At 68.7% G+C, this 23942-nt stretch carries 24 protein-coding genes; 13 read left to right on the top strand and 11 right to left on the bottom strand.

The genetic code is table 11. The features are described 5' to 3' along the window. Positions 1–246: 246 nt before the first annotated feature. Positions 247–633, bottom strand: a complete 387-nt coding sequence (locus BMW54_RS11910) for a hypothetical protein (RefSeq protein WP_090056194.1) — start codon at positions 631–633, stop codon at positions 247–249. Positions 634–840: 207 nt separating this feature from the next. Next, a complete protein-coding gene (gene cysK / locus BMW54_RS11905) occupies positions 841–1797 on the bottom strand; it encodes a cysteine synthase A (RefSeq protein ID WP_090056193.1) in 957 nt (318 codons plus the stop codon). Positions 1798–1894: 97 nt separating this feature from the next. On the opposite strand from cysK, the gene BMW54_RS11900 reads away from it, so the two are divergent. From BMW54_RS11900 to BMW54_RS11890, 3 genes are all read left to right on the top strand, one after another. Further along, a complete protein-coding gene (locus tag BMW54_RS11900; RefSeq protein ID WP_090056191.1) occupies positions 1895–2236 on the top strand; it encodes an EF-hand domain-containing protein in 342 nt (113 codons plus the stop codon). Between the two features lie 46 nt (positions 2237–2282). After that, positions 2283–3464 (top strand): cation:proton antiporter, encoded by a 1182-nt coding sequence (locus BMW54_RS11895; protein ID WP_090056190.1) that lies wholly within the window; start codon positions 2283–2285, stop codon positions 3462–3464. Positions 3465–3554: 90 nt separating this feature from the next. Beyond that, a complete protein-coding gene (locus BMW54_RS11890) occupies positions 3555–4919 on the top strand; it encodes a GGDEF domain-containing protein (RefSeq protein ID WP_139206098.1) in 1365 nt (454 codons plus the stop codon). Between the two features lie 30 nt (positions 4920–4949). Here BMW54_RS11890 and BMW54_RS11885 read toward each other — a convergent pair whose 3' ends face one another. Both BMW54_RS11885 and BMW54_RS11880 read right to left on the bottom strand, forming a co-directional pair. Further along, positions 4950–5654: a VIT1/CCC1 transporter family protein gene (locus tag BMW54_RS11885; protein WP_090056187.1), complete on the bottom strand. Its 705-nt coding sequence runs from the start codon at positions 5652–5654 to the stop codon at positions 4950–4952. Further along, positions 5651–6253 (bottom strand): FUSC family protein, encoded by a 603-nt coding sequence (locus BMW54_RS11880; RefSeq protein WP_090056185.1) that lies wholly within the window; start codon positions 6251–6253, stop codon positions 5651–5653. Before BMW54_RS11880 ends, BMW54_RS11885 begins: the two co-directional genes overlap by 4 nt. 100 nt (positions 6254–6353) lie before the next feature. On the opposite strand from BMW54_RS11880, the gene BMW54_RS11875 reads away from it, so the two are divergent. Then, entirely contained in the window at positions 6354–6860 is a 507-nt protein-coding gene (locus BMW54_RS11875; RefSeq protein WP_090056183.1) for a DUF1993 domain-containing protein, read from the top strand. Positions 6861–6939: 79 nt separating this feature from the next. Here the strand turns inward: BMW54_RS11875 and BMW54_RS11870 are convergent, their stop codons facing one another. Next, entirely contained in the window at positions 6940–7701 is a 762-nt protein-coding gene (locus BMW54_RS11870; RefSeq protein ID WP_090056182.1) for an ABC transporter permease, read from the bottom strand. Further along, entirely contained in the window at positions 7698–8654 is a 957-nt protein-coding gene (locus tag BMW54_RS11865; protein ID WP_090056181.1) for an ABC transporter ATP-binding protein, read from the bottom strand. The genes BMW54_RS11870 and BMW54_RS11865 overlap by 4 nt, the downstream gene beginning before the upstream one ends. Before the next feature lie 127 nt (positions 8655–8781). Between BMW54_RS11865 and BMW54_RS11860 the strand changes: the two genes are divergently transcribed. From BMW54_RS11860 to BMW54_RS11840, 5 genes are all read left to right on the top strand, one after another. After that, positions 8782–9273: a DUF1993 domain-containing protein gene (locus BMW54_RS11860; protein ID WP_090056180.1), complete on the top strand. Its 492-nt coding sequence runs from the start codon at positions 8782–8784 to the stop codon at positions 9271–9273. Beyond that, entirely contained in the window at positions 9270–9854 is a 585-nt protein-coding gene (locus BMW54_RS11855) for a DNA-3-methyladenine glycosylase I (RefSeq protein ID WP_256374590.1), read from the top strand. The genes BMW54_RS11860 and BMW54_RS11855 overlap by 4 nt, the downstream gene beginning before the upstream one ends. 89 nt (positions 9855–9943) lie before the next feature. Beyond that, on the top strand, positions 9944–10225 hold the full coding sequence (locus tag BMW54_RS11850) for a DUF2188 domain-containing protein (RefSeq protein WP_090056177.1): 282 nt from the start codon (positions 9944–9946) through the stop codon (positions 10223–10225). 68 nt (positions 10226–10293) lie between these two features. Next, on the top strand, positions 10294–12390 hold the full coding sequence (gene dinG / locus BMW54_RS11845) for an ATP-dependent DNA helicase DinG (protein ID WP_090056175.1): 2097 nt from the start codon (positions 10294–10296) through the stop codon (positions 12388–12390). Next, positions 12387–12923, top strand: a complete 537-nt coding sequence (locus tag BMW54_RS11840; RefSeq protein ID WP_090056173.1) for a HutD/Ves family protein — start codon at positions 12387–12389, stop codon at positions 12921–12923. Before dinG ends, BMW54_RS11840 begins: the two co-directional genes overlap by 4 nt. 31 nt (positions 12924–12954) lie before the next feature. Here the strand turns inward: BMW54_RS11840 and BMW54_RS11835 are convergent, their stop codons facing one another. After that, the gene (locus tag BMW54_RS11835) at positions 12955–13353 is read right to left on the bottom strand and encodes a hypothetical protein (protein ID WP_139206097.1); all 399 of its coding nucleotides are present in this window, start codon (positions 13351–13353) and stop codon (positions 12955–12957) included. A 92-nt stretch (positions 13354–13445) separates the two neighbouring features. Here BMW54_RS11835 and BMW54_RS11830 point away from each other — a divergent pair, with 92 nt between their 5' ends. The 3 genes from BMW54_RS11830 to BMW54_RS11820 are packed head-to-tail and all read left to right on the top strand — an operon-like array spanning position 13446 to position 14702. After that, positions 13446–14000 carry a lipocalin family protein gene (locus tag BMW54_RS11830; RefSeq protein ID WP_090056168.1) on the top strand — a complete coding sequence of 185 codons (555 nt, stop codon included), beginning with the start codon at positions 13446–13448 and terminating at the stop codon, positions 13998–14000. A 10-nt stretch (positions 14001–14010) separates the two neighbouring features. After that, positions 14011–14397 (top strand): YchJ family protein, encoded by a 387-nt coding sequence (locus BMW54_RS11825; protein WP_090056165.1) that lies wholly within the window; start codon positions 14011–14013, stop codon positions 14395–14397. 38 nt (positions 14398–14435) lie between these two features. Beyond that, the gene (locus tag BMW54_RS11820; RefSeq protein ID WP_139206096.1) at positions 14436–14702 is read left to right on the top strand and encodes a hypothetical protein; all 267 of its coding nucleotides are present in this window, start codon (positions 14436–14438) and stop codon (positions 14700–14702) included. A 20-nt stretch (positions 14703–14722) separates the two neighbouring features. Here BMW54_RS11820 and BMW54_RS11815 read toward each other — a convergent pair whose 3' ends face one another. From BMW54_RS11815 to gltB, 4 genes are all read right to left on the bottom strand, one after another. Next, complete coding sequence (locus BMW54_RS11815) at positions 14723–15517, bottom strand: SDR family NAD(P)-dependent oxidoreductase (RefSeq protein ID WP_090056161.1); 795 nt, start codon at positions 15515–15517, stop codon at positions 14723–14725. A gap of 136 nt (positions 15518–15653) precedes the next feature. Beyond that, the gene (locus BMW54_RS11810) at positions 15654–16412 is read right to left on the bottom strand and encodes an NRDE family protein (RefSeq protein ID WP_090056160.1); all 759 of its coding nucleotides are present in this window, start codon (positions 16410–16412) and stop codon (positions 15654–15656) included. Between the two features lie 98 nt (positions 16413–16510). Beyond that, positions 16511–17947 (bottom strand): FAD-dependent oxidoreductase, encoded by a 1437-nt coding sequence (locus BMW54_RS11805; RefSeq protein WP_090056157.1) that lies wholly within the window; start codon positions 17945–17947, stop codon positions 16511–16513. Further along, positions 17944–22392, bottom strand: coding sequence for a glutamate synthase large subunit (gltB, locus tag BMW54_RS11800; RefSeq protein WP_090056155.1), 4449 nt, complete (start codon positions 22390–22392; stop codon positions 17944–17946). Before gltB ends, BMW54_RS11805 begins: the two co-directional genes overlap by 4 nt. 372 nt (positions 22393–22764) lie before the next feature. Here gltB and BMW54_RS11795 point away from each other — a divergent pair, with 372 nt between their 5' ends. Next, a complete protein-coding gene (locus tag BMW54_RS11795) occupies positions 22765–23934 on the top strand; it encodes a murein hydrolase activator EnvC family protein (protein WP_090056152.1) in 1170 nt (389 codons plus the stop codon). Positions 23935–23942: the final 8 nt, after the last annotated feature.

Below are 23942 nucleotides of genomic sequence, written 5' to 3'. Positions count from 1 at the left end.
CGGCGATCCGATGACATGTGGGAACGGCCCTGGCCGCGACATCTTCTGAGGCCGTGAACACCAGGGCCTGAGCGCTTCCGCGAAAAGCTGTCGCGGCCGACTCCGCTCCCACCTCGTCGGCGGTCCGATGACATGTGGGAGCGGCCCTGGCCGCGACATCTTCTGAGGCCGTGAACACCAGGGCCTGAGCGCTTCCGCGAGAAGCTGTCGCGGCCGGGTCCGCTCCCACAGTGGATCGGCGGGACCTCAGTAATACCCGCTGTCGCCGGGGATCGGGTTGTCTTCGCCGGAGCCGTCCAGCGCGTCGCCCGCGCTGTTCGTCGGGCGCTGGCGGGTGGGATCGTGTTCGTCGTGGTCGTCGCGCAGGTGCACCTGCGCACGATGGCGCGCGACGAGCAGGGCCGTGATCGCCGCGCCGATGCCGATGCCCACGGCGAGGCTCACACCCGGATGGCGACGTACGCCGCGGCCAGCGCCCACGAACGCGTCCGAGGCGAGCGCCCCGGCGCGGCCGGCGTATTCGCGAGCGGTACCCAGCGCCTCACGCGGATGATGACCCGTCGCCGCACCGGCGATCCGGTGCGCGCGGCCCAGGATTTCTTCGCCCACGCTCTTGCTGCGGAAAAATGTCATGGCAGTTGGTCTCCTCGTGTTCGAGAAGGCCAAACTGCCGCTTGTCGCGTGACGGGAATGCAGTGCGGATGTCGGATGCGCATGACGGCGGTTTTTGTAGGAGCGGACCTGGCCGCGAAAGCTTTCGCCGGAAGCGACGGGCCCTGATGCTCTTCGCCAGGAGCGTTCGCGGCCAGGTCCGCTCCTACAAAAGCGGTGCGGCGGGCGTCATGGCAGCGTATTGAGCCACGCCTCGTCCGTCCCTTCTTCCACGCCCTCGAACAGGAACGTCGACAGGTACCGCTCGCCCGTATCCGGGAGCATGGCGAGGATGACGCTGTCCTTCTCCGCGTCCTTCGCCACTTCCAGCGCGGCGGCGACGGTGGCTCCGGCGGACACGCCCACGAAGATCCCCTCCTCCTGCGCCAGCCGGCGGGCCGTGTCGCGCGCGACCACCTCGTCGATCGGGACGTTCCGGTCGAACACCTCGCGATTGAGCACGTCGGGGACGAAGTCCGGCGTCCAGCCCTGGATCTTGTGCGGCGACCACGGCTTGCCCGAAAGCAACGGCGCGGCCGTCGGTTCGGACACCACGATCTTCACGTCCGGGCGGGCCACCTTCAGCACCTCGCCCACGCCGGTGAGCGTGCCGCCGGTGCCCCACCCGGTGACGAAGGCGTCGAGGCGGCGGCCCGCGAAGTCCTGCATGATCTCCGCCGCAGTGGTGTTGCGGTGGTAGGCCGGATTGGCGGGATTCTGGAACTGCCGGGGCAGGAACCACCCGTGCTTCGCCGCGAGCTCCTCGGCCTTGCGCACCATGCCGCTACCGCGCTCGGCGGCCGGGGTGAGGATCACCTTCGCGCCATACGCGCGCATCAGCTTGCGGCGCTCCACCGAGAAGCTGTCCGCCATCGTCGCCACGAACTTGTAACCCTTCGCGGCGCAGACCATCGCCAGCGCGACGCCGGTGTTACCGGAGGTCGCCTCGACGACGGTGTCGCCGGGCTTGAGCAGCCCCTTGCGCTCGGCGTCGAGGATCACGGCGATCGCGAGGCGGTCCTTGACCGATCCGCCCGGGTTGAAGGATTCGACCTTCGCGTAGAGCGTGACATGGGCCGGGGCGATCCGGTGCAGGCGCACGATGGGCGTGCGGCCGATCGTGTCGAGGATGCTGTCGTAGATCATGGCGTCGATCCCGTCGCGGAAAGGTAGGAGCCCTTCAATCTACTCCCAGCGAGCGCGGGGCGACAAACCCCCGGGGCATGAGGCAGACTGCCCGCCCATGACCCGCCTCCCCCTGCTCGTCCTCGGCCTGTTCGCGACCGCCACCGCGTCCGCGCAGGATTTTCCGCGCACGCCGTCCGAGTACCTGCGCTGGATGGATGCCGACGGCGACGGCCGCATCGACGAAACGGAATACGTGCGTTACATGAGCCAGGGCTTCCTGCGCATGGACGTCAACGGCGACGGAGTGCTCGACGCGAACGACGGCCCCACCCGCCCCGGCGCCCGCCCTGTCCACCTCGACGCATTCCAGCGCAACCTGATCCACCAGTTCCACAAGCTGGACCGCAACCACGACGGCTATCTCGACGCGAAGGAACTCGCGCAGCCGCCGATGTAGCCGTCACGGGATTCGGTTACCCTCTGCCGACCCTGGGGAGGGATGGATGAATACGACCGAGCTGTTCCTGATCGCGATGACGATCATTCTGGGCGTGCCGTATCTGATCTGGCGCGTCTTCCGCACCGACCATTGGGCACCGCTGGTGGTCGTGCAGATCGTCACGGGCATCGTGCTCGGGCCCGGCGTGCTGGGCAAGGTGTTTCCCGATTACTACACGACGGTGTTCGCGCCACCGGTCATCGGTGCGCTCAACGGCATCGCGTGGTGGGCGGTGATGGTGTTCGTGTGGATCGCCGGCATCGAACTCGACTTGCGCGAAGTGTGGCGCCAGCGCCGCGAGTGCGGCACGACGGCGGCGCTCGCGCTCGGCGCGCCGCTCGCGACGGGATGCCTCGCCGCCATGGGCATGCTCGCCTGGCGGGAAGGCTGGATCGGCGAGACGGCCACCACGTGGCAGTTCGTCCTGGGCATCGGGATGGCCTGCGCGGTCACCGCGTTGCCCATCCTCATCCTGTTGATGGAGAAGCTCGACATCCTGCGCGAGCCGCTCGGTCAGCGCGTGCTGCGCTACGCGAGCCTCGACGACATCGCCATCTGGGCCGTGCTGGCGATCATCCTGCTCGACTGGAAGCGCGTCGGTCACCAGGCGGCCTTCCTGATCGGCTTCGCCGTGGCGGCGTGGCTGTTCCGACGCCTGATGGCGCGCCTCAGGGAAGTCGATCGCTGGTACGTCGGCCTCGTCTGGCTGGCCGCCTGCGGCTACGGCGCCGACTGGTCCGGGCTGCATTACATGGTGGGCGCCTTCCTCGCCGGTACCGTCATGGACCGCGACTGGTTCACGCTGGAGAACCTCGACAAGCTGCGCCACCACGTGCTGCTCGTGATCATGCCGGTCTTCTTCCTGTCGACCGGGCTGCGCACGAACTGGTCCGTCGGCGGTGCCGCCGTCTTCGGCGCGGCGGCGCTGCTCCTGGTCGCTTCGATCGCGGGGAAGCTGGCGGGTGTCGGTCTCGCGGGCCGGATCCTCGGCTGGGCACGCGGCGACGCGTGGACGATCGGCTGGCTGCTGCAGACCAAGGCGCTGATCATGATCATCTTCGTCAACATCCTGCTCGACCGCCACGTGATCAGCAGCGAGACGTTCACCGCCCTGCTGCTGATGGCGGTGGCGAGCACCATGCTCACCATGCCGTTCGTGAAGCCGGGCCTGAAACGGCTCGTGTGACCGCCCGGCCGGCGGGCCGGGAAACCTGAGCTAATTCGCAAGCTTCATCGTATGATGTGACGGAATCGACTCTTACGCGACGGTCGGGACGTGCGTTTGGACAACCAGCTCTGGGAAAGCAAGTATCACGAAGCCGTGGAGCGGTTGACCCGTGAAGAGGCGCAATGGCGCACCGCGGAGTCCCTGCTGCGCCAGCTCGTCGGATGCCTGGGTCGCGTGGCGCACGGCGCGCACGATCAGGTCGATCCGCACATCGAACGTCTCTCGGCGGCGCTCGGCGGCCCCATGGAGCCCATCGCGCTCGAGCCCCTGGTCAACGAACTCGCGCAGGCCATCCACAGCCTGGGCGACCGGCCGCGTGGCGCGCGCGAAGAACGCTCGGTCGCCATCACGCGCCCGCAGCGCACGGAGCACGGCTCGTCGGTGCAGTCGGCCCTGAGTCGTCTGGTCGACCGCATCGTGGTGATGCCGCGCCTCACCGACCGCGCCAACGACCTGCGCCACGACGTGGCGGACGCCGGCGACCTGGTGGCGCTGGCGGCCTGCGGCGACCGGCTCGCCGACCTCGTCAACGAACAGCGCCTCGGCCTGCAACGCGAGATCGACGCGCTGCAGGGCGTGCTGCGGCACGTGACCGGCCGTCTCGACGAGATGAGCCAGTACATGTCGCGCGAGTTGGTCGACCAGTCGAACGGCGAAGCGAACGGTCAGGCCCTCGACGCCTCGGTGGCGCACGAGATGCGCCTGCTCGGCGAAGCCGCCCTCGAGATCGACGACGTGCACGAGCTGCGCGAGCGCGTGAACGCCAGCCTCGAAACGATCACGCACTGTTTCCGCGATTTCCGCGACCGCGAGGGCGCGCGCCTCACCGCGTACCGCGCCCGCGCGGAGAAGATGCGCCAGCGCATCGAGCAGCTCGAGACCGAGCGCAACACGCTGCAGCGATCGCTCGAGCGCGAGCACGAGCTCGCTCAGACCGACACGATGATCGGCATGCCCAATCGCCTCGCCTACGAGAAACGCATCGAGGCGGCGTTCGAAAGCTGGCAGACGACGTCGCGCCCCCTGAGCATCGCGGCGATCGACATCGATCACTTCAAGAGCATCAACGACACCTACGGCCACACCGCCGGCGACGCCGTGCTGCGCATCATCGGCCAGGCGTTGCTCAAGCACGTGCGGCCCTGCGACTTCGTCGCTCGCTACGGCGGCGAGGAATTCATCGTGGTGTTCGACGGCGCCGACGAGAACGAGTCCCTCCAGGTGTGCGAGCGCCTGCGCGGCAAGATCCAGCACCTGGCCTTCCACGCCAGCCGCCAGTCGGTGCGCGTCACCGCCTCCATCGGCCTCGCGCAGTTCCAGCCCGGCGACACCCCGCAGTCCGTGTTCGACCGCGCCGACCTCGCGCTGTACACGGCGAAGAACGGCGGCCGCAATCGCTGCGTGGTCGGCTGAGGACGATGACGGCCGACGCCCGCGGCGAATTCAGGCCGCGACGTTGAAGACGTGACCGACCGCCGACGTCACGGCCATCGCCAGCGCACCCCAGAACACGACGCGAGCGATGCCGCGCAGGATGTTGCCGCCGCCCATGAACGCCGAGGCGGTACCCAGCAGGGCCAGCGCGAGCAACGACACCGCGAAGGTGACCGGCGCCACCTGTTCGCGCGACGCCAGGGCGGCCGCCGCGATCGGCAGGATCGCGCCGCACGAGAAACTCAGGGCCGACGCACCGGCCGCCTGCCAGGGACGGGCGGCGGTGGTCACCGAGAGGCCGAGCTCGTCGCGCGCATGTGCTTCCAGCGCGTCGTGCGCCATGAGCTGTTCGGCGACGGTACGCGCCAGCGCCCGGTCGAGGCCGCGCTGCACGTAGATCTCCGCCAGTTCCTTGTGCTCGCCGGTCGGGTCGTCGCGCAGTTCGCGCTGTTCGAGATCCAGCTCGGCCGCTTCGCTGTCCGCCTGCGAACTGACGGACACGTATTCGCCCGCCGCCATCGACATCGCGCCGGCGACCAGGCCGGCGACACCGGCGATCATGATGTCGGAGCGGCTCGCCTGCGCGGCGGACGCGACGCCTACCATCAGGCTGGCGGTCGACAGGATGCCGTCGTTCGCGCCGAGCACCGCGGCGCGTAGCCAGCCGATGCGTTCCAGTCGATGCTGCTCGCGATGGCGGAAGCGCGGGATCATGCGCCAGGCTCCTGTTCGTCGTGTTCGACACGCTCCTCCAGACGCGTCACCATCCAGCCGACGAGCAGCGCGCAGATCGTGCCCAGGATCACCTCGCCGAACCGGAACAGCGGAATCTCCCAGAGCGGCCCCTCGGCCGGCACGAGCAGCACGATGGCCGTGGTGATGCCCGCGATCCGCGCGGCCTGCGCGACGTTCGCCGCCCAGCACACCAGGGTGACCGCGGCGAGCGCCAGCGCGAACGAGAGGACGTCGCCGCTATGCCCGAGCCACAGGCCGGCGAAGCCCGCCGCACCGCCCAATGCGGTACCCAGGCAGCGGTCGCGGCTCGCGCCGCGCGATTCCAGATAGCGCGGCTGGGTCACCGCCAGGGCGCTGATGGCCGCCCAGTAGGCCTGTTCGGTGTGCAGCGCGTGGCCGATCGCGAACGCCACGCTGGCACCGAGCGCGCCCTTGAACGCGAGGAACGAGCCGGTCCGCAGCCGCTTGCCGAACGGCAGGTCGCGGAAGAGACGCTCGAAGACCCGCTGCGCGCGCCGCAACCGGACGACACGCAGGGCGGCTTCGGCACGGGAGAGAGGCGCGTCCGGTGGACTCATGCGCCCATCCTACCGACGCCGTCGACGCGCTGCCAACGACACCGCACAATACGCCGCCGCGGCCGCACCGGCCGCCCCTGCCCCAAGAAGATTCCGGCCCATGTCCATCTCGATGTACCAGACCTCCGTGCCCGTCCTCGTCCGCGCGCTGAAGAACCTGTCCGGCGTGCTCGCCAAGGGCGCCCAGCACGCCGCCGATCGCAAGATCGCGCCGGAGGTGCTGCTCAACACGCGCATCACCCCCGACATGTTCCCGCTGATCCGCCAGGTGCAGATTGCCACCGACATGGCCAAGGGCGCCGTCTACCGCCTCGCCGGCGTCGAGCCGCCGAAGATGGAAGACAACGAGACCTCGTTCGAGGAACTGCAGGCGCGCATCGCGACCGTGATCGGCATGATCGAAGGCTTCACGCCGGCGCAGATCGACGGCAGCGAGGATCGCGAGATCGTGCTGAAGCTGCGCAGCGGCGACATGCACTTCCGCGGGCAGGATTACCTGCTGGGCTTCGTGCTGCCCAACGTGTATTTCCACGCGTCGACGGCGTACGCGATCCTGCGCGGCGTGGGCGTCGTGCTGGGCAAGGCGGATTTTCTCGGAAAGGCTTGATCGCGCGCGATGCGGCGAGGCGGTACCGACCGCCTCGCCGTGGGTACCGGCCTTCGCCGGTACGACGGTTGAGGGCCCCTCAGGCCTTCAGCTTCCACCCGGTGCGGAAGATCCACCAGACCACGCCGAGGCACAGCACGAGGAACCCGACGGTCGCGCCGACGCTCACCGCGATGTTCACGTCGGCCTGGCCGTAGAAGCTCCAGCGGAAGCCGTTGACCAGGTACACGACGGGATTGAACAGCGTGATCTTCTGCCACACCGGCGGCAGCATCGAGATCGAATAGAAGCTGCCACCCAGGAACGTCAGGGGCGTGATCACCATCAGTGGAACGACCTGCAGCTTCTGGAAGTCGTCGGCCCACAGGCCGATGATGAAACCGAACAGGCTGAAGGTGACGGCGGTGAGGATGAGGAAGCCGATCATCCAGAACGGATGCAGGATCTCGTAATCGACGAAGATGCGCGCCGTGGCGAGGATGAGCAGTCCGAGGATCACCGACTTCGTGGCCGCGGCGCCCACGTAGCCGAGCACCACCTCCACGTACGACACGGGCGCGGAGAGCAGTTCGTAGATCGTGCCCGCCCACTTCGGCATGTAGATGCCGAACGACGCGTTGCTGATGCTCTCGTTGAGCAGCGACAGCATGATCAGGCCGGGGATGATGAAAGCCCCGTAGCTCACGCCACCGATGTCGCCCATGCGCGAACCGATCGCCGCGCCGAACACCACGAAATAGAGCGAGGTGGAGAGCACCGGCGAGGCGATGCTCTGCATCAGCGTGCGGAAGGTGCGGGCCATCTCGAAGCGGTAGATCGCGCGAACGCCGTGGATGTTCATGCGTGCGTCCTCACGAGGCTCACGAAGATGTCCTCCAGCGAGCTCTCGCTCGAATGCAGGTCCTTGAAGTCGATGCCGAGCGCGTTGAGCTTGCGCAGCAACTCGGCGATGCCGGTGTCCTCGCCCTGCGCGTCAAACGTGTACGTGAGGCAGCTGCCGTCGGCCGACAGTTCGAGCGGCCAGTGCCCGAGCCCTTCCGGGACCGCCTGCAGGGGCGTCTGCAGCTGCAGCGAGAGCTGCTTCTTGCCGAGCTTGCGCATCAGGGTGGTCTTTTCCTCCACCAGCACGAGTTCGCCGTGGTTGATGACACCGATGCGATCGGCCATCTCCTCGGCTTCCTCGATGTAGTGCGTGGTCAGGATGATCGTGACGCCCGACTCGCGCAGGCGGCGCACCATCTGCCACATGTCGTGGCGCAGTTCGACGTCGACGCCGGCCGTGGGCTCGTCGAGGAACAGCACGCGCGGTTCGTGCGCGAGCGCCTTGGCGATCAGCACGCGACGCTTCATGCCGCCCGAGAGCGTCATGATCTTCGAGTCGCGCTTCTCCCACAGCGACAGTTCGCGCAGGATCTTCTCGAGGTATTCCGGGTTCGGCGCCTTGCCGAAGAGTCCGCGGCTGAACTTCACGGTCGCCCAGACGCTTTCGAACGCGTCGGTCGAGAGCTCCTGCGGCACCAGGCCGATCAGGCTGCGCGCGGCGCGGTAGTCGCGCACGATGTCCTGCCCATCGACGGTAACCGTGCCTTCGCTGCCGTTGACGATGCCGCAGACGATGCTGATCAGCGTGGTCTTGCCGGCGCCGTTGGGGCCGAGGAGCGCGAAGATCTCGCCGCGCCGGATGTCGAGGTCCACGCGCTTGAGCGCCTGGAAGCCGGATTTGTACGTCTTGGACAGCCCACGCACCGCGACGATGGCGTCGGGTGCGGTGATCGATGCGTCGAGTGGCGACATGGGAACCCGTATGGCCGTGGGTAAGGCGTCCGATGGTAGACCCATGCCGTTGGCCTGCCTACCTCGCGATGCCCGCGGGAGCGCGGTATGGCACCATCGGCGACATCCTTCACCTGACTGGCATCCCATGACGATCTCCACGTACGACGCCTCCGTCCCCGTTTTCACCCGCGGCTTCCGCGTGCTGGCCGACCTCCTCGCCAAGGCCGAGGCGCACGGCGGCACCGATCTGATCGAGGCGCGCCTCGCGCCGGACATGCTCAACCTCGCCGGGCAGATCCAGCGCGCCAGCGACACGGCCAAGTTCGCCGTCGCCCGCATCGCCGACGTGCAGCCGCCGTCGTTCGAGGACAACGAGGCCACCTTCGACGACCTGCGCAAGCGTATCGACGACACGGTGGCCTGGATCGGGTCCGTCGACCGCGCGGCGCTCGAAGCCGGTGCGAACCGCGACCTCTCCCGCAAGATCCGCGACAGCGAGTACACGTTCACCGGCACCACCTACCTGCTCACCTTCGCGATCCCGAACTTCTTCTTCCACGTCACCACCGCGTACGACATCCTGCGCCACAAGGGTGTGGCGATCGGCAAGCTGGACTACCTCGGCCTCGACAAGTGAGCGACGGTCGGCCGCGCTGCGCCTGGGGCGACGCGGACGACCTCATGCGCGCGTACCACGACCGGGAGTGGGGCGTTCCCGAGCGCGACAGCCGCAGGCTCTGGGAGAAGCTGATCCTCGACGGCTTCCAGGCGGGGCTGTCGTGGCGGACGATCCTCGCCCGTCGCGACGGCTTCCGGCGAGCCTTCGACGGCTTCGATCCGGAGGTCGTGGCCCGCTACGGCCCGGCGGACACCGAACGCCTGCTGGGCGACTCCGGGATCATCCGGTCGCCGTCCAAGATCGCCGCGACGATCCGCAACGCTCAGGCCTTCCTGGCGATGCGGGACGCCGGCGAGGACTTCGCGGACTTCGCCTGGAATTATGTCGACGGCCAGCCGCTGCGCTGGGAGGGACCGGTGCCGCCCAACAGCCCGCTCTCCGCCAGACTGTCGAAAGACCTCAAGAGGCGAGGCTTCACGTTCGTCGGGCCCACGATCGTCTTCGCCTGGATGGAGGCGACCGGCCTGATCGACAGTCATGCCCCGACCTGCTTCCGGCGCACGGAAACGGCCGGAAAAACCTTGCCGCACAAGGGTTAACGGGTTTTTTAGCCGGATCGGCGTAGCGTTCGGTCAGGGGTCGCGACAGTGGCCCCTCCGTCTGGCCCACCTTTGATAGCGAGGGTTCCATGGCTTCCAGCTCCGCCCAACTGTTCATTCCGTACAGCGAATCGACACAGGGACCGTGGATCGTACGCCGTGCTTCCCTACCCCTCGGCCGCTACGCCTCGCAGCGCATGGCCATCACGGCCGCCGAGGCCATGGCCCCCGGCCTCTCCGACAGCCTGGGCCGCCCGGTCGAAATCCACGTGCAGCAGGCGGACGGGACGTGGGAAGAGCACACCTACGTCGTCGCCGGCCTCGTGGCCCAGGGCAACGTGCCGTCGGCGGGAGTCAATCGCCACCTGTGAGCGATCGTGGGGTGAGACGGCGATAGGGTAACCTTGCAGGGTTATCCGCCCCTCTCTTCCCCTTCCCGATGCTCACCGACGACACCAAAGCCGCGATCCGCGCCGCCTATGCGCGGCTGAAGGACGGCCTTGCGGGTTTCCGCGGGCGCGCGGCGCAGCTGAAGATGATCGCCGAGGTCGCCAAGGCGCTGTCCGAGCCGGCCGGCGCGGCGGTGATCGAGGCCCCGACCGGTACCGGTAAATCCATGGCGTACCTCATCGGTGGCCTGGAGGTCGCGCGCGCGCAGAAGAAGAAGCTGGTCATCGCCACCGCGACCGTCGCGCTGCAGGAGCAGCTGGTCCAGCGTGACATCCCACAGTACCTCTCGTTGTGCGGCGTGGAGGCCAAGGTCGCGCTGGCCAAGGGCCGTGCTCGCTACCTGTGCGTGCGCAACCTGCGCATGGCGGGCTCGGAACCCGCGGCCCAGACGGGCTTCGATTTCGACGCGGACCTCGCGCTGTGGTCGCGCCCGCCCGCCGAACGCGACACGAAGGCCGTCGAGAAGCTCGGCAAGGCGTTCGAGGCGCGCGAGTGGAACGGCGACATGGACACCAGCCCGGAACCGGTCTCCGACCTGGTACGCGGCATGCTGACGACGAGCGCGGGCGGCTGCACCGGCCGCAAGTGCGGCGCGTTCGCCGTGTGCCCGTTCTTCGTGGCGCGTCGCGCGATCGGCGAGGCCGACATCGTGGTCGCCAACCAGGACCTCGTGCTGGCCGACCTCACCATGCCACGCGACGAGGACACCTTCGGCGGCGTGATCCTGCCTAAGCCGGAAGACACCCTCTACATCTTCGACGAGGCGCACCACGTGCCGGGCAAGGCCATCGACCGCGGCGCGGCCGACGTGCACCTCGCCACGGCCGTGCGCCGCATCGGCCGCCTGCAGAACCAGATCCACGGCGCCTATTCGCTCACGGACAAGGAGAGCATCGGCAACCTCACGCTCGAAATGGGCGACGAGAAACTGCTGCTGATGTCGAACGCGCTGGAGGAGATCGAACGCGAGATCCGTCTGTCGTGGACGCCGTCGTCCAGCGAGACGGAGCCGGTCTTCCGCGCCTCGCTCGGGCAACTTCCGGAGAACTGGAAGATGCACGCCGAGCACCTGCACCTGATCACCAAGGACATCCAGCGCTGGCTGCGCACGGTGCGCCGTACCGTGGTCGAGATGGAAGCCGGCGGCCCGACGCAGGAAGCGCTGTCGCGCGAACTGGGCGTGGCGCTCGAGCGCCTCGACCGTCAGGTACGCACCTGGTACGCGTGGTCGACCGACGATCGCGAGAACGCGCCCCCGCTCGCGCGCTGGGTCAGCATGACACCCGAGCAGCAGCTCGTGTGCCATGCCTCGGCCGTCTCGGCCGGCGGCCTGCTGCGCAGCGTGCTGTGGGACAACGCGTCGGCGGTGGTGATGACGTCGGCCACCCTGAGCGCCGGCGGCAACTTCCGCGGCTTCGCCGATTCGGTCGGGCTGCCGAACGAGGCGGTCACGATCAGCCTGCCCTCGCCCTTCGACCTGGAGAACCAGGCGACGCTCAGCGTGCCCGCGCTGAAGACGATGCCGGACGATCGCGAGGGCCATGCGCGCGAAGTATCCGAGTGGCTGGCGAAGCACCTCGACTGGAACAGCGGCAACCTCGTGCTGTTCACGTCGCGCGCGAAGCTCGACCGCGTCCTGCAGATACTGCCCATCGAGTTCGTGCGCAAGGTGCGCGCGCAGGGCTCGCTGTCGAAGGCGCAGCTGATCGCGGAGCACAAGGAGGATATCGAGGCCGGCAAGGGCAGCACGCTGTTCGGCCTGGCGTCCTTCGGCGAGGGCCTCGATCTGCCCGGCAAGTTATGCGAGACGGTCGTCGTCACGCAGCTGCCGTTTGCGGTGCCGACGGACCCCGTCGGTGCCACGTATGCCGAGTGGCTCGAATCGCGCGGCCGCAACCCGTTCATCGAGGTGAGCGTGCCGGATGCGACGCGCATCCTCACGCAGTACTGCGGCCGCCTGATCCGCACGGAGACCGATACCGGACGCATCGTGCTGCTCGATCGTCGCGTGATCACGAAACGCTATGGCACGGGCATGTTGCGCGCGCTGCCGCCGTTCGCGCGCGACATCGAGCGCGTCGCATGACGATCGTTCGCTTCGACGAACTCCAGGCCGTGCCGTGGAAGAACGGCCTCGGCATCACGCGCGAGATCGCGGTGGCGCCGACAGGCGCGTCGATGGACGCGTTCCTCTGGCGCGTGAGCATCGCGGACGTCGATACCGCGTCGCCCTTCTCGCGATTCCCCGGCATCGACCGCACCATCGTGCTGCTGGAGGGCGACGGTTTCACGATGACGCTCGACGGCACGCGCACGCATGCGCTGACCGTCCCTTGCGAGCCCTTCGCGTTCCCGGGAGAGGCGAGCGTGGCCGTCGCGCTGGCCGGCGGTGCGACGCGCGACTTCAACCTGATGGTGCGGCGTGGCGCGGCGACGGGTGCCGTCGAGGTGCTGCGCGGTGCCAGGGCGATCGACGCGGCCGGTGCCGTGCTCGTCCACGTCGCGGCCGGGACCGGCGTGATCGACGGCGTGACATGCACTCGCGGCGACAGCGCGCTGCGGCCAGGGCGGATCGCGCTGGATGAAGGTGCCGTGGCGCTCGTCGTGCGCATCGCCTGATCCACACGTCGATCGTATCGGCGATCCGGCGTCAGCCGGCAGGCTCGCCCGGTGCCGCCCGGGTCCACAGATCGACCGCCGTGAGCTGGAACGCCACCGACGGAACGGCGCGTTGCCACGCCTCGATTCCCGGGAACACGTCGCGCAGATCGCGCACGAAGGCGTCGAATCCGTTGTCGAGCTCGGATACCACCAGCGTTTCCTCTCCATCGGCATGGAAGAAAAGGAAAACGCGGTCGTAGGCGATGTCGCGATTACCCGCCTCCACGCGCGTCACGCGTTCCACGGAGAGCTCGCGCACATGCAGGCGCGCCGGACGATGCACGATGCACCGCGTGTCGGCATCGAAGCGCACACCCACGCCCTCGACGAGGCGCTCGCGCCATCGCCGCAACAACGGCCGGCGTACTGGAACGACAGGATTCCCCATGCGATCGGCCCGCCCCCCGAACGGTTCGATTCAAACGACGTTCACTCCCGATGGGCATCGTAGGAGGTCGTCCCGCCGGAATCCAGACCGTCATGCGCCACGTCTTCACATTCATCGCGGCATCCATGGTCGCCTCCGCCTCCCTCGCGAGCACCCCCGTCACCGCCGTCGCGAACCTCGACCTCGATCGCTATGCGGGGACCTGGCACGAGATCGCCCGGCTGCCGATGTACTTCCAGCGCAAGTGCACGGGTGCCGTCACCGCCACCTACAAGCCCTTGCCCGACGGTACGGTCGCGGTGCACAACGCCTGCGATACCGGCAGCGGCGAGCGCATCGCCAGCGATGGCGTGGCACGTCGACCCGAGCCCTATGCGCGCGGCAAGCTCGAAGTGCGGTTCGCGCCGAAGTGGCTCTCGTGGATTCCGTTCGTCTGGGCCGATTACTGGGTCATCGCGCTCGACGACGATTACCGCTGGGCCATGGTCGGGCAACCGGGACGGAAGTATCTGTGGATCCTCTCGAGAACGCCGGCCATGGACAAGGCGACGTTCGACTCGCTGAAGCAGCGCGCGACGGCTATGGGCTACGACCTTTCGCCGCTGATCGTTTCCGGGCAAGTGAACGAGGGCGGTCCGGCTCGCTAGAATCGGCGGCATGACCGACGCCCCCTGCCCCTGCGACTCCGGCAAGCCGTACGCCGCCTGCTGCGGCCCGTATCACGATGGTTTCGCCGCGCCCACGGCCGAGGCGCTGATGCGCTCCCGCTACAGCGCCTATGTCCTCGGACGCGAGGACTATCTCCTCGCGTCGTGGCACGCGACCACGCGCCCCGTGTCGCTGGACCTTGCCACCCAGTCACCGAAGCCGACATGGCTCGGCCTGTCGGTGAAGCGACACGACAATCCGACTCCGGAGACCGCGATCGTCGAATTCGTCGCGCGTATGCGCGTCGGTGGCGGACGCGCCGAGCGCATGCACGAGGTCAGCCGCTTCGTGCGCGAGGACGGGCGTTGGTATTACGTGGACGGCGACCTGTCGTGAACCGTGTCGACACCGTCGTGTGCGAAGCGATCGCGTCCATGCGCTTGCTCGTCGTCGAATACGGGGGTGCGACGCGACTGGTGCAACCGCATGTGTACGGCGACGATAAGGCGGGCGACCGGTTGCTGAGTGCCTGGCAGGTGACCGGCGGCAGCGCGTCCGGCGCGGCCACCGGTTGGAAGTTCTTCCGGATGGATCGCGTGACGTCGGTCGCGCTGAGCGAACGGCGCTTCCATGCGCCGCGGCCGGAGTTCCAGCGAAACGACGGGGCCTTCTCGCGGATCCTCTGCCAGGTGGGCGGGTAGCCCGGCGATACCTGGTCCGGTCAGATGATCGAACGCGTGACGCCGCCGTCGACGCGGACCGCGGCGCCCGTGGTGCCCGAGGCCTGCTCCGAGGCCAGGTACACCGAAACGTTCGCGACCTCCTCGACGCTGAGCAGCCGCTTGATCAGCGACGTCGGACGATGCGTCTGGATGAAATCGCGCTCGACGTCCTCCTGCGACTTGTTCTGGTCCTTCGCGATCTTGCCGAAGAAGTCGCTGACGCCTTCGGACAGCGTGGGACCCGGAAGCACCGCGTTCACCGTCACGCCGGTGCCGGCCAGCACTTCGGCCAGACCGCGCGACACACCGAGCTGCGCCGTCTTCGTGACACCGTAGTGGACCATCTCGCCCGGGATCTGCACGGCCGACTCGCTGGAGATGAACTGCACGCGACCCCAGCCGCGATCCTTCATGCCCTTCGCGTAGTGGCGCGACAGACGCACGCCGGAGTTCACGTTCACTTCGAAGAAGCGCGACCACTCGGCATCGTCGATGTCGAAGAAGTCCTTCGGCTCGAAGATACCGAGGTTGTTGATGAGGATGTCGGTATCGGGCACCGCCTCGATCAGCGCGGCCGCGCCTTCGGCGGTGCCGAGATCGGCGGCGACACCGGTCACCTTCGCGCCTGGCGCGGCCTTCTTCACCGCGGCCATGGCTTCGTCGACGCGCGCCTGCGTGCGACCGGTGATGACCACGGAGGCGCCGGACTGCGCGAGGCCGGTGGCGATGGCGAGGCCGATGCCCGCGGTGGAACCCGTGACGATGGCGCTGCGGGTCGAGAGGTCGATGTTCATGGCGTGCTCCGGGAGCGAAGGGATGGAATGACCCTTTCCATGCTCGGGGCGTGGCGCCCGGGAATCAATCGCTCCAAAGGCAAAAGAGTCTCGCGCGCACGCCAAGAACGACGGTTTCGATCAGGGCGCGAGGAACTCAGACCGCGACGCGCGTCTCTCCTGCGGGAACGCCGTTCGGTCCGAAGCGGCGCTCCATGACGACGGTGCGGTTCGCGTCGTCCACCAGGATCACGGTGGACGCGCGGGTACCGTAGGCCTCCCCGACGATGAAGGCGCTGGAAAGGAAGCGCTCGCGCTCGATGCCGATGCCCGTATCGGGAAGCACGTCGTCGGGCCAGCGGCCCTGGTCGGAGAGCATCGCGAACAGCGCGTCGGTGTCGTCCTCCGCGCCGGCCGCCAGCCAGTCGGTCAGGCGATGGGTGAGCGCGCGGGTTTTCGGCCAGGGCGCGTTGAAGTCGGCGTTGCTGAGCCCATGCACGCCCGGTTCGACCGGCTGCGCCCGCGCGCTCGGATGATTGCCGAGGTAGTACGCGTCGTGCGCGTCGAACGTCAGCAGGTTGAAGGGCCGGTAGTCGCGTGCGGAGGCCATCAATTCCACGGCGTGCTCGCGCGCCGGAACGTTGGACCCGAGGTAGTCGGCGACGAGCAGGCCCCGCGAGAGCCCGCCGTGATCGGCGGTGAGGTCGCGCACGTTGGTGATGACGCTGACACGCCCCTGGGCGCTCGCGCCGGCCCAGGTTCCGCCGGCTTCGAGATCGCGGCCCGCGACGATCTGCGGCGCCTCGTCCCACGCGGTCAGGGGCGCGGTGGGTCGGGCGTGGAATTCGTCGCGATTGCCGACGAGGACGAGGCGCCAGCGCGGATGCGCGCGCCATGCGAAGGCGATCAGACACATGGGGGCGTGACCCGGGAGAACATGCGCCTATTGTGGTTGCCACCGGCGCCGGGGCCAAGGGCAGGCGCCGCGCCGGTGAGCCCCCCCCAAGAGCACGCTCAGGCAGCGACCGTGGCCTTGGCGCGCTTCGCCGCCAGCATGCGGGCGATGGATGCCGCCGCTTCCCGACCGTCGTAGACCGCGCGGACCACGAGGTCGGCGCCGCGGACGTTGTCTCCGCCGGCGAAGATCCGCGGGTTGCTGGTCTGCAGCGGCAAGCGGCCTTCGCCGCCAGCGACGATGCGGCCGCCGCGGTCGCGCTCGATGCCGAAGGCGTCGCACCAGTCCGGCGGGCTCGGCTGGAAACCGAACGCCTGGATCACGACGTCGGCCCGCAGCTCGGATTCGCTACCGTCGACATTCTGCGGGCGCGGTCGGCCGTCAGCGCCTTCGACGAGCTGCGTCTCGACCACGCGCACCGCCGTGACGCGATGTCCGTCGCCCACCAACGCGACGGGCTGCCGCTGGAAGAGGAACCGGACGCCCTCCTCCCGGCTGTAGCCGACTTCGCGACGTGAACCGGGCATGCTCGGCTCGTCGCGGCGATACACGCAGGTGACCGACGCGGCACCGAGACGGATCGCGGTGCGGTTGCAGTCCATGCCGGTGTCGCCGCCGCCCAGCACGACGACGTGCTTGCCCGCGAGGTCGTATTCGGGAGCGGGCGCCTCGTCGCGAAGCAGCCGTTCCGTGTTCGCGATAAGGAACGGTAGCGCGTCGTGCACGCCCTGGAGGTCGCGCCCTTCGAGCTGGCCATCCACGTAGGTATACGCGCCCGTGCCGACGAACACCGCGTCGTAATCCGCGAGGAGCTCGTCGAACTCGATGTCGCGCCCGATCTCGACGCCGAGGTGGAAACGCACGCCCATGCCTTCCAGCACCATGCGGCGCGTACGCACCACCGATTTGTCGAGTTTGAACGGCGGAATGCCGAAGGTGAGCAGGCCGCCGATCTCGTGCTGGCGATCGAACACGTGCGCCTCGATGCCCGCGCGACGCAGGCGGTCGGCGCAGGCGAGACCCGCCGGGCCGGCGCCGACGATGGCGACGCGCGCGCCGGTCTCGCGAACGCGCGAGAGATCGGGACGCCAGCCCTGTCGGATCGCCTCGTCCGTGACCCAGCGCTCCACGCTGCCGATGGTCACGGCGCCGAAGTCACCCTGCTCGAGCGTGCACGCGCCTTCGCACAGGCGATCCTGCGGACAGACGCGACCGCAGATCTCCGGGAGCGGATTGGTCTCGTGCATCAGCGTCGCGGCTTCGAAGAGCCGGCCGTCCTGCACGAGCTTCAGCCAGTTCGGAATGTAGTTGTGGACCGGGCAGGCATGCTCGCAATACGGATTGCCGCAATCGATGCAGCGGCCGGACTGCGAGGCGGCTTCCGACGACGCGAAGTCACCGGAGATCTCGCCATAGCCGAGCACGCGCACCGCGACGGGCACCGTCCGCGGCGTCTGCCGCGGAATGTCGAGGAATCGGAAGTCCTTCGCGCTCATGCGGCACTCCGCAGTTCTTCGGCCAGCGCGTCGAGACTCGCCGCCTTGGGTTTCACCAGCCAGAAACGCTGCAGCAGGCCGCGGAAATCGCCGAGGACGCGACGGCCCCAGGCGCTGCCTGTGAGTTCGGCGTGGCGCGCGATGAGCTGGCGCAGGTGCTGCATGTAGTGCTCCATGCCTTCGTGCGAAATGCGGACGATGTCGACGAGCTCGTGGTTGTAGCAGTCGACGAAGTTACGCTCGGTATCGAGCACGTAGGCGAAACCACCCGTCATGCCCGCGCCGAAGTTCAGGCCGGTGCGGCCGAGCACCGCGACCACGCCGCCCGTCATGTATTCGCAGCAGTGATCGCCCGCGCCCTCGACGACGGCCAGCGCACCCGAGTTGCGCACGGCGAAGCGCTCGCCCGCCTGGCCGGCGGCGAACAACTCGCCGCCCGTCGCGCCATAGAGGCAGGTGTTGCCGATGATGGACGCATCCTGGCTGGCGAACGGCGAGTCGGCGGGCGGGCGCACGACGAGACGACCACCGGCCATGCCCTTGCCGACGCCGTCGTTGGCCTCGCCGATGAGCTCGATGTGCACGCCGGCGGCGTTCCACGCGCCGAGGCTCTGCCCCGCCGCGCCGGTGAGGTGGAGGTTCACCGGCTTGTCGCCCATGCCGGCATCCCCCCAGCGGCGCGCTACGTCGCCGGACAACCGCGCCCCGATCGCGCGATCGGTGTTGACGATCGGGTAATGGAACGTGCCGCCGAGACCGTCGGCGACCGCCGCGCGCGTGTCGGCCGCGATACGGTTGGCCAGCGACGCGGGATCGCGCATCGGATTGCGCGCGAACGTGCAGGCGAAATCCACCTGCGTGCCGAGGCCGTCCTCACCGATCAGCGGCGAGAGGTCGAGGCGCTCCTGCACCGGCGTCACGCCGTCGCGCTGCTCCAGGCGTTCGCTCTGGCCGATGAGTTCGGCCAGCGACCGCACGCCGAGGCGCGCGAGGTGACGACGCACGTCTTCCGCGATGAAGCGGAAGTAGTTCATCACCATGTCGGGCAAGCCGAGGAAGTGCTTCTGACGCAGCACGGGATGCTGCGTGGCGACGCCCGTCGCGCAGTTGTTCAGATGACAGATGCGCAGGTACTTGCAGCCGAGCGCCACCATCGGACCGGTGCCGAAGCCGAAGCTCTCCGCGCCGAGCATCGCCGCCTTGATGACGTCGAGGCCCGTCTTGAGGCCGCCGTCGGTCTGCAGGCGAACGCGGCCGCGCAGGTCGTTCAGGCGCAGCGTCTGCTGCGTTTCTGCGAGACCGAGTTCCCACGGCGTGCCGGCGTATTTGATCGACGTGAGCGGGCTCGCGCCGGTACCGCCGTCGTGGCCGGACACCGTGATGAGATCGGCACCCGCCTTGACCACGCCGGCGGCGACCGTGCCGACGCCCGCGTGCGAGACGAGCTTCACGGAGACCAGCGCCTGCGGGTTCACTTCCTTCAGGTCGTGGATCAGCTGCGCGAGGTCTTCGATCGAATAGATGTCGTGGTGCGGCGGCGGCGAGATCAGGCCGATGCCGGGCTTCGCGTAACGCAGGCGCGCGATGGTCGCGTCGACCTTGTGGCCGGGGAGCTGACCGCCTTCACCGGGCTTGGCACCCTGCGCGATCTTGATCTGCAACACTTCGGCGTTGACGAGGTACGCCGGCGTCACGCCGAAGCGGCCCGACGCCACCTGCTTGATCTTGGAGGCGCGATCGGTGCCGTAGCGCGACGGGTCTTCGCCGCCTTCGCCCGAGTTGCTGCGCGCGCCGAGGCGATTCATCGCGATCGCGAGCGCCTCGTGGGCCTCCGGCGACAACGCGCCGAGCGACATGCCCGCGGAATCGAAGCGCCGCAGGATGGCCTCGACGGGCTCCACCTCGTCGAGCGGCACGGGCGTCCCCTCGCGCGGCACGAGCAGGTCGCGCAGCGCGGAAGGCGGACGCGTGTCGACATGTCGCGCGTACTTCTCGTAGTCCGCGTAATCGCCCGTGCGCACGGCCACCTGCAGGCTCGCGATCACGTCCGGGCCGTACATGTGGAATTCGCCGCCGTGCACATACTTGAACAGGCCGCCGGCGCGGAGCGACTGCGCCTCGTCCCAGGCCTCGGCCGCGAGCAGACGCTGCTCCTGCTCGAGGTCGTCGAACGTGGAGCCGCCGATGCGCGACGGCGTGCCGGGGAAGCACAGCGCCACGACTTCCGGCGCCAGTCCGACGATCTCGAACAGCTGCGCGCCGCGATACCCCGCGACGGTGGAAATGCCCATCTTCGACAGGATCTTCAGCAGGCCCTTGCGGATGCCGCGACGGTAGTTGCGACCGATCTCGCGCGGGGCGCCTTCGCCGTTGCGGATGTACCCGCTGCGGCCCATGTCGAACAGGCTCTGGTACGCCAGCCACGGATAGATCGCGGTGGCGCCGAAACCGATCAGGCAGGCGAAGTGGTGCGGATCGCGCGGCGTCGCGGTCTCCACCATGATGTTGCACTGGCAGCGCAGGCCCGTGTCGACGAGGCGCGCATGCACCGCGCCCGTGGCCAGCAGCGAGTGGATCGGCAGCAGGTCGCGTCGCGGGTAACGATCGCTGAGGAACACCACCCTGACGCCGCCGCGCACGGCGGCCTCGACGTCGTCGCAGATGCGACGCAGCGCCTGCTCCAGCGTCTCGCCGGCGCCGTACATGAGATCGAAACGCGGGGTATCGGCGTAATCCGGGTTCGCGAGGATCTGGCGCAGCTTGCGCTGGGAAAGGATCGGCGAGTTGAGCAGGATCTGCTTCGCGTTCTCGGGGCCGAGATCGAAGATGTTGCGTTCCTGACCGATCTGCGTCACGAGCGACATCACCAGCCGTTCGCGCAGCGGATCGATGGGCGGATTGGTCACCTGGGCGAAGCCCTGGCGGAAGCGGTCGAACAACGGACGGATCTGCCGCGAGAGCACCGCCATCGGCGTGTCGTCGCCCATCGAGCCGGTCGCTTCGGCTTCCGTCTCCGCCAGCACCTTGAGCACGGATTCGCTCTCTTCGCGCGAGAGGCCGTAGAGCTTCTGGTAACGGCGGAGCTCGTCGGCCGGCAGCGGCTCGGCGGCGAGGCTGGGATCGATCAGGTCGGATTCGAGGTAGGTGACGCCGTCGCGCAGCCAGTCGCGGAACGGCGCGCGGGCCCGGTTGATCGCGTCGATGTCGGCGTCGCGCAGCAGGCGGTGCTCGCGGAAGTCGACGGCGATCATCTCGCCCGGCGCCAGGCGGCCCTTCGCGACGATACGCGAGGACGGAACGTCCCAGAGGCCCGCTTCGGACGCCACGATCAGGTGGTTGTCGTCGGACAGCGCCCAGCGCGCCGGACGCAGGCCGTTGCGGTCGAGCGTGCACGCCGCGTAGCGGCCGTCGCACATCACGAGGCCGGCCGGACCGTCCCACGGCTCGCTGTGCAGCGCGTAGTACTCGTAGAAGGCCGCGAGGTCTTCGTCGATGTCCTCGCGCGCCGCGTACGCCGGCGGCACGAGCACGCGCATCGCCGTCAGGAGATCCATGCCGCCCATCAGCAGGACTTCGAGCGCGTTGTCGAGGCTTTCCGAGTCGGAGCCTTTCTGCCGCACGAGCGGACCGATGTCGGAGAGGTCGACGCGTTCCGACCGCATGACGGAAGTGCGCGCCTGCATCCAGCGACGGTTGGCGCGGATCGTGTTGATCTCGCCGTTGTGGGCGAGGAAGCGGAACGGCTGCGCGAGCCGCCACTGCGGCGACGTGTTCGTGGAGAAGCGCTGGTGGAACACCACGGCGTCCGCCACGAGCGCGGGATGTTTCAGATCCGGATAGACGTCGCGGAGGTGGCCGGGCGCGGCCATCGCCTTGTAGCCGACGACTTCGCCGGAAAGCGACACCACGTAGAAATGCTCGTCGTCGGCCAGCGCGAGTTCGGCGCGGCGGCGCGCACGGAACAGCGCGGCCTCGAACGCGGCCGGCGACAGCTCGTTCGGCGCGTCGACGAATACCTGGCGCACGCGCGGCATCGAGGCCGCGGCGAGCGGTCCGCAGGCCGACGCGTCCACGGCCACGTCGCGCCAGCCGGCGACGCGGAGCCCGACTTTCGCCAGTTCGTCCTCGAGCACGTGCGCCGCGGTCTCGTCGCCCGCGGGATCGAGGAAGACGACGCCGCTGGCGAAATGCGTCGCCAGCGCGATGCCCGCTTCGCCCGCGAGGGCGCGCAGCCACTCGACCGGGCGGCGCACGAGCACGCCGCAACCGTCGCCGCTGACGCCATCGGCGTTGACGCCGCCACGGTGGGAAAGTTTCGCCAGCGCGGCGAACGCGGTATCGACCAGCGCCGCGCTGGCGTGGCCGTCGATCTGCGCCACGATGCCGAAGCCGCAGCTGTCGTGTTCGAACGCCTCGTCGTAGAGGCGCGGAGTGCCTTGCTTCACCGTCCGCCTCCTGGGGCATTGGGTTGGTGCTGGGTCATTGCGTGCACGTGGCCCCGCGACCTGGAACGGTCGACTTTCACGTACACGCGGAGGGCATGCGGCTCACTTTAGACATATTTGCGGCGTTGCGTCAAAGTTTTTGGACGTCCAAACGAAATTCTTACGGGTATGGTCGCGACGAGCGGGCGCGTAGGAGCGGACCTGGCCGCGACAGCTTCTCGCCCCGATCATCGGGCTGGCGCGCCAGCTCGCAGGTTCAGCCTCGACAGCTGTCGCGGCCGGGTCCGCTCCCACAGAGGTGCGAGCCCGACGAGACGCTGTCGCGGCCGGGTCCGCTCCTACAGTCGGGGCGCGATGGGTAATAATCGGACGATGCGCCCATTCCACCGCCTGCCCCTCCTCCTGACCCTCGCCATCGCCGCTCTCGCACCCGTCCCGCCGGCCCGCGCCGCGCAGGAGGGCAAGGCCCGGGCCGAGCAGGACGACGCCCGGCAGAAGCTGGAGGGGGTCCGCAAGGACATCGACGCGCTGACGCGCGAGCAGCGCGAGACGGCGAACAGCCGCGACGCGGCCAACGCGGCGCTGGCGAAGCAGGCCGAGCAGGTGTCGGCGGCGGCCCGGGCGGTCCGCGACACGGATACCGAGCTCGAGCATCGCCGGCACGACCTGGAACAGCTCAACGCCCAGCGGGCCGCCATCCAGGCCGGCCTCGATACGCAGAAAGGGGCGCTAGGCGACCTCCTGCGTGCCACGTACACCCTCGGCCGGGGCTCCGACCTCCAGCTGCTGCTGGGCGACGAGGACGTGAACCGCATTTCCCGCGCGCTGGCGTACTCCCGTTACTTCCAGGAGAACCGCGTCGAGCGGATTCGGGCGCTGCTCGCGGATCTTTCCCGCCTGCAGGAGGTCGAAGCCGCCATCACGGCCGAACAGCAGAAGCTCGAGGCCACCCGGAAGGAGCGCGAGCAGCGCGCGGCGGAGCTGGAGAAGCAGCGCGCGTCGCAGCAGAAGCTCGTCGCCGAAGCCGACTCGAAGTACAAGGACCAGGCCCAGCGCATGGCGGCCCTGAAGCAGAACGAGCAGGACATGAACGCGCTCGTCGCGCGCCTGCAGAAGGTGATCGACGAGGCCGCGAAGGCGGCCGAGGCGCCGCCGCCCGCGAAGGGCGCGCCGAGCGCGCCGGTCGGCAACCTGCGCGGCAACCTGCCCTGGCCCGCGAGTGGCCCCGTGCACGCTTACGGCAACGGCGTGATCATCGTCGCGCCGCGCGGCAGCGAGGTGAAGGCGGTCGCGCGCGGCCGCGTCGTGTTCGCCAGCTTCCTGCGCGGCTACGGCATGATGATCATCGTCAATCACGGCAACGGCTTCATGAGCATGTACGGCAACAACGAGACGCTGCTGCACGGCGTGGGCGACACGGTGGAGGCCGGCCAGCCCGTCGGCACCGCCGCGGCGCCCGCCGGCGACAACGGCGCTTACTTCGAGCTGCGCCAGGGCGGCAAGCCCATCGACGCGCGCGCATGGCTCGGCAAACGGCATTGATCACGGAG

This window comes from Luteibacter sp. 329MFSha (assembly GCF_900111665.1).
Lineage (GTDB): Bacteria > Pseudomonadota > Gammaproteobacteria > Xanthomonadales > Rhodanobacteraceae > Luteibacter.
Note: the sequence above shows the minus strand (reverse complement) of the source record. Positions and strands in the feature narration are given on the sequence as shown.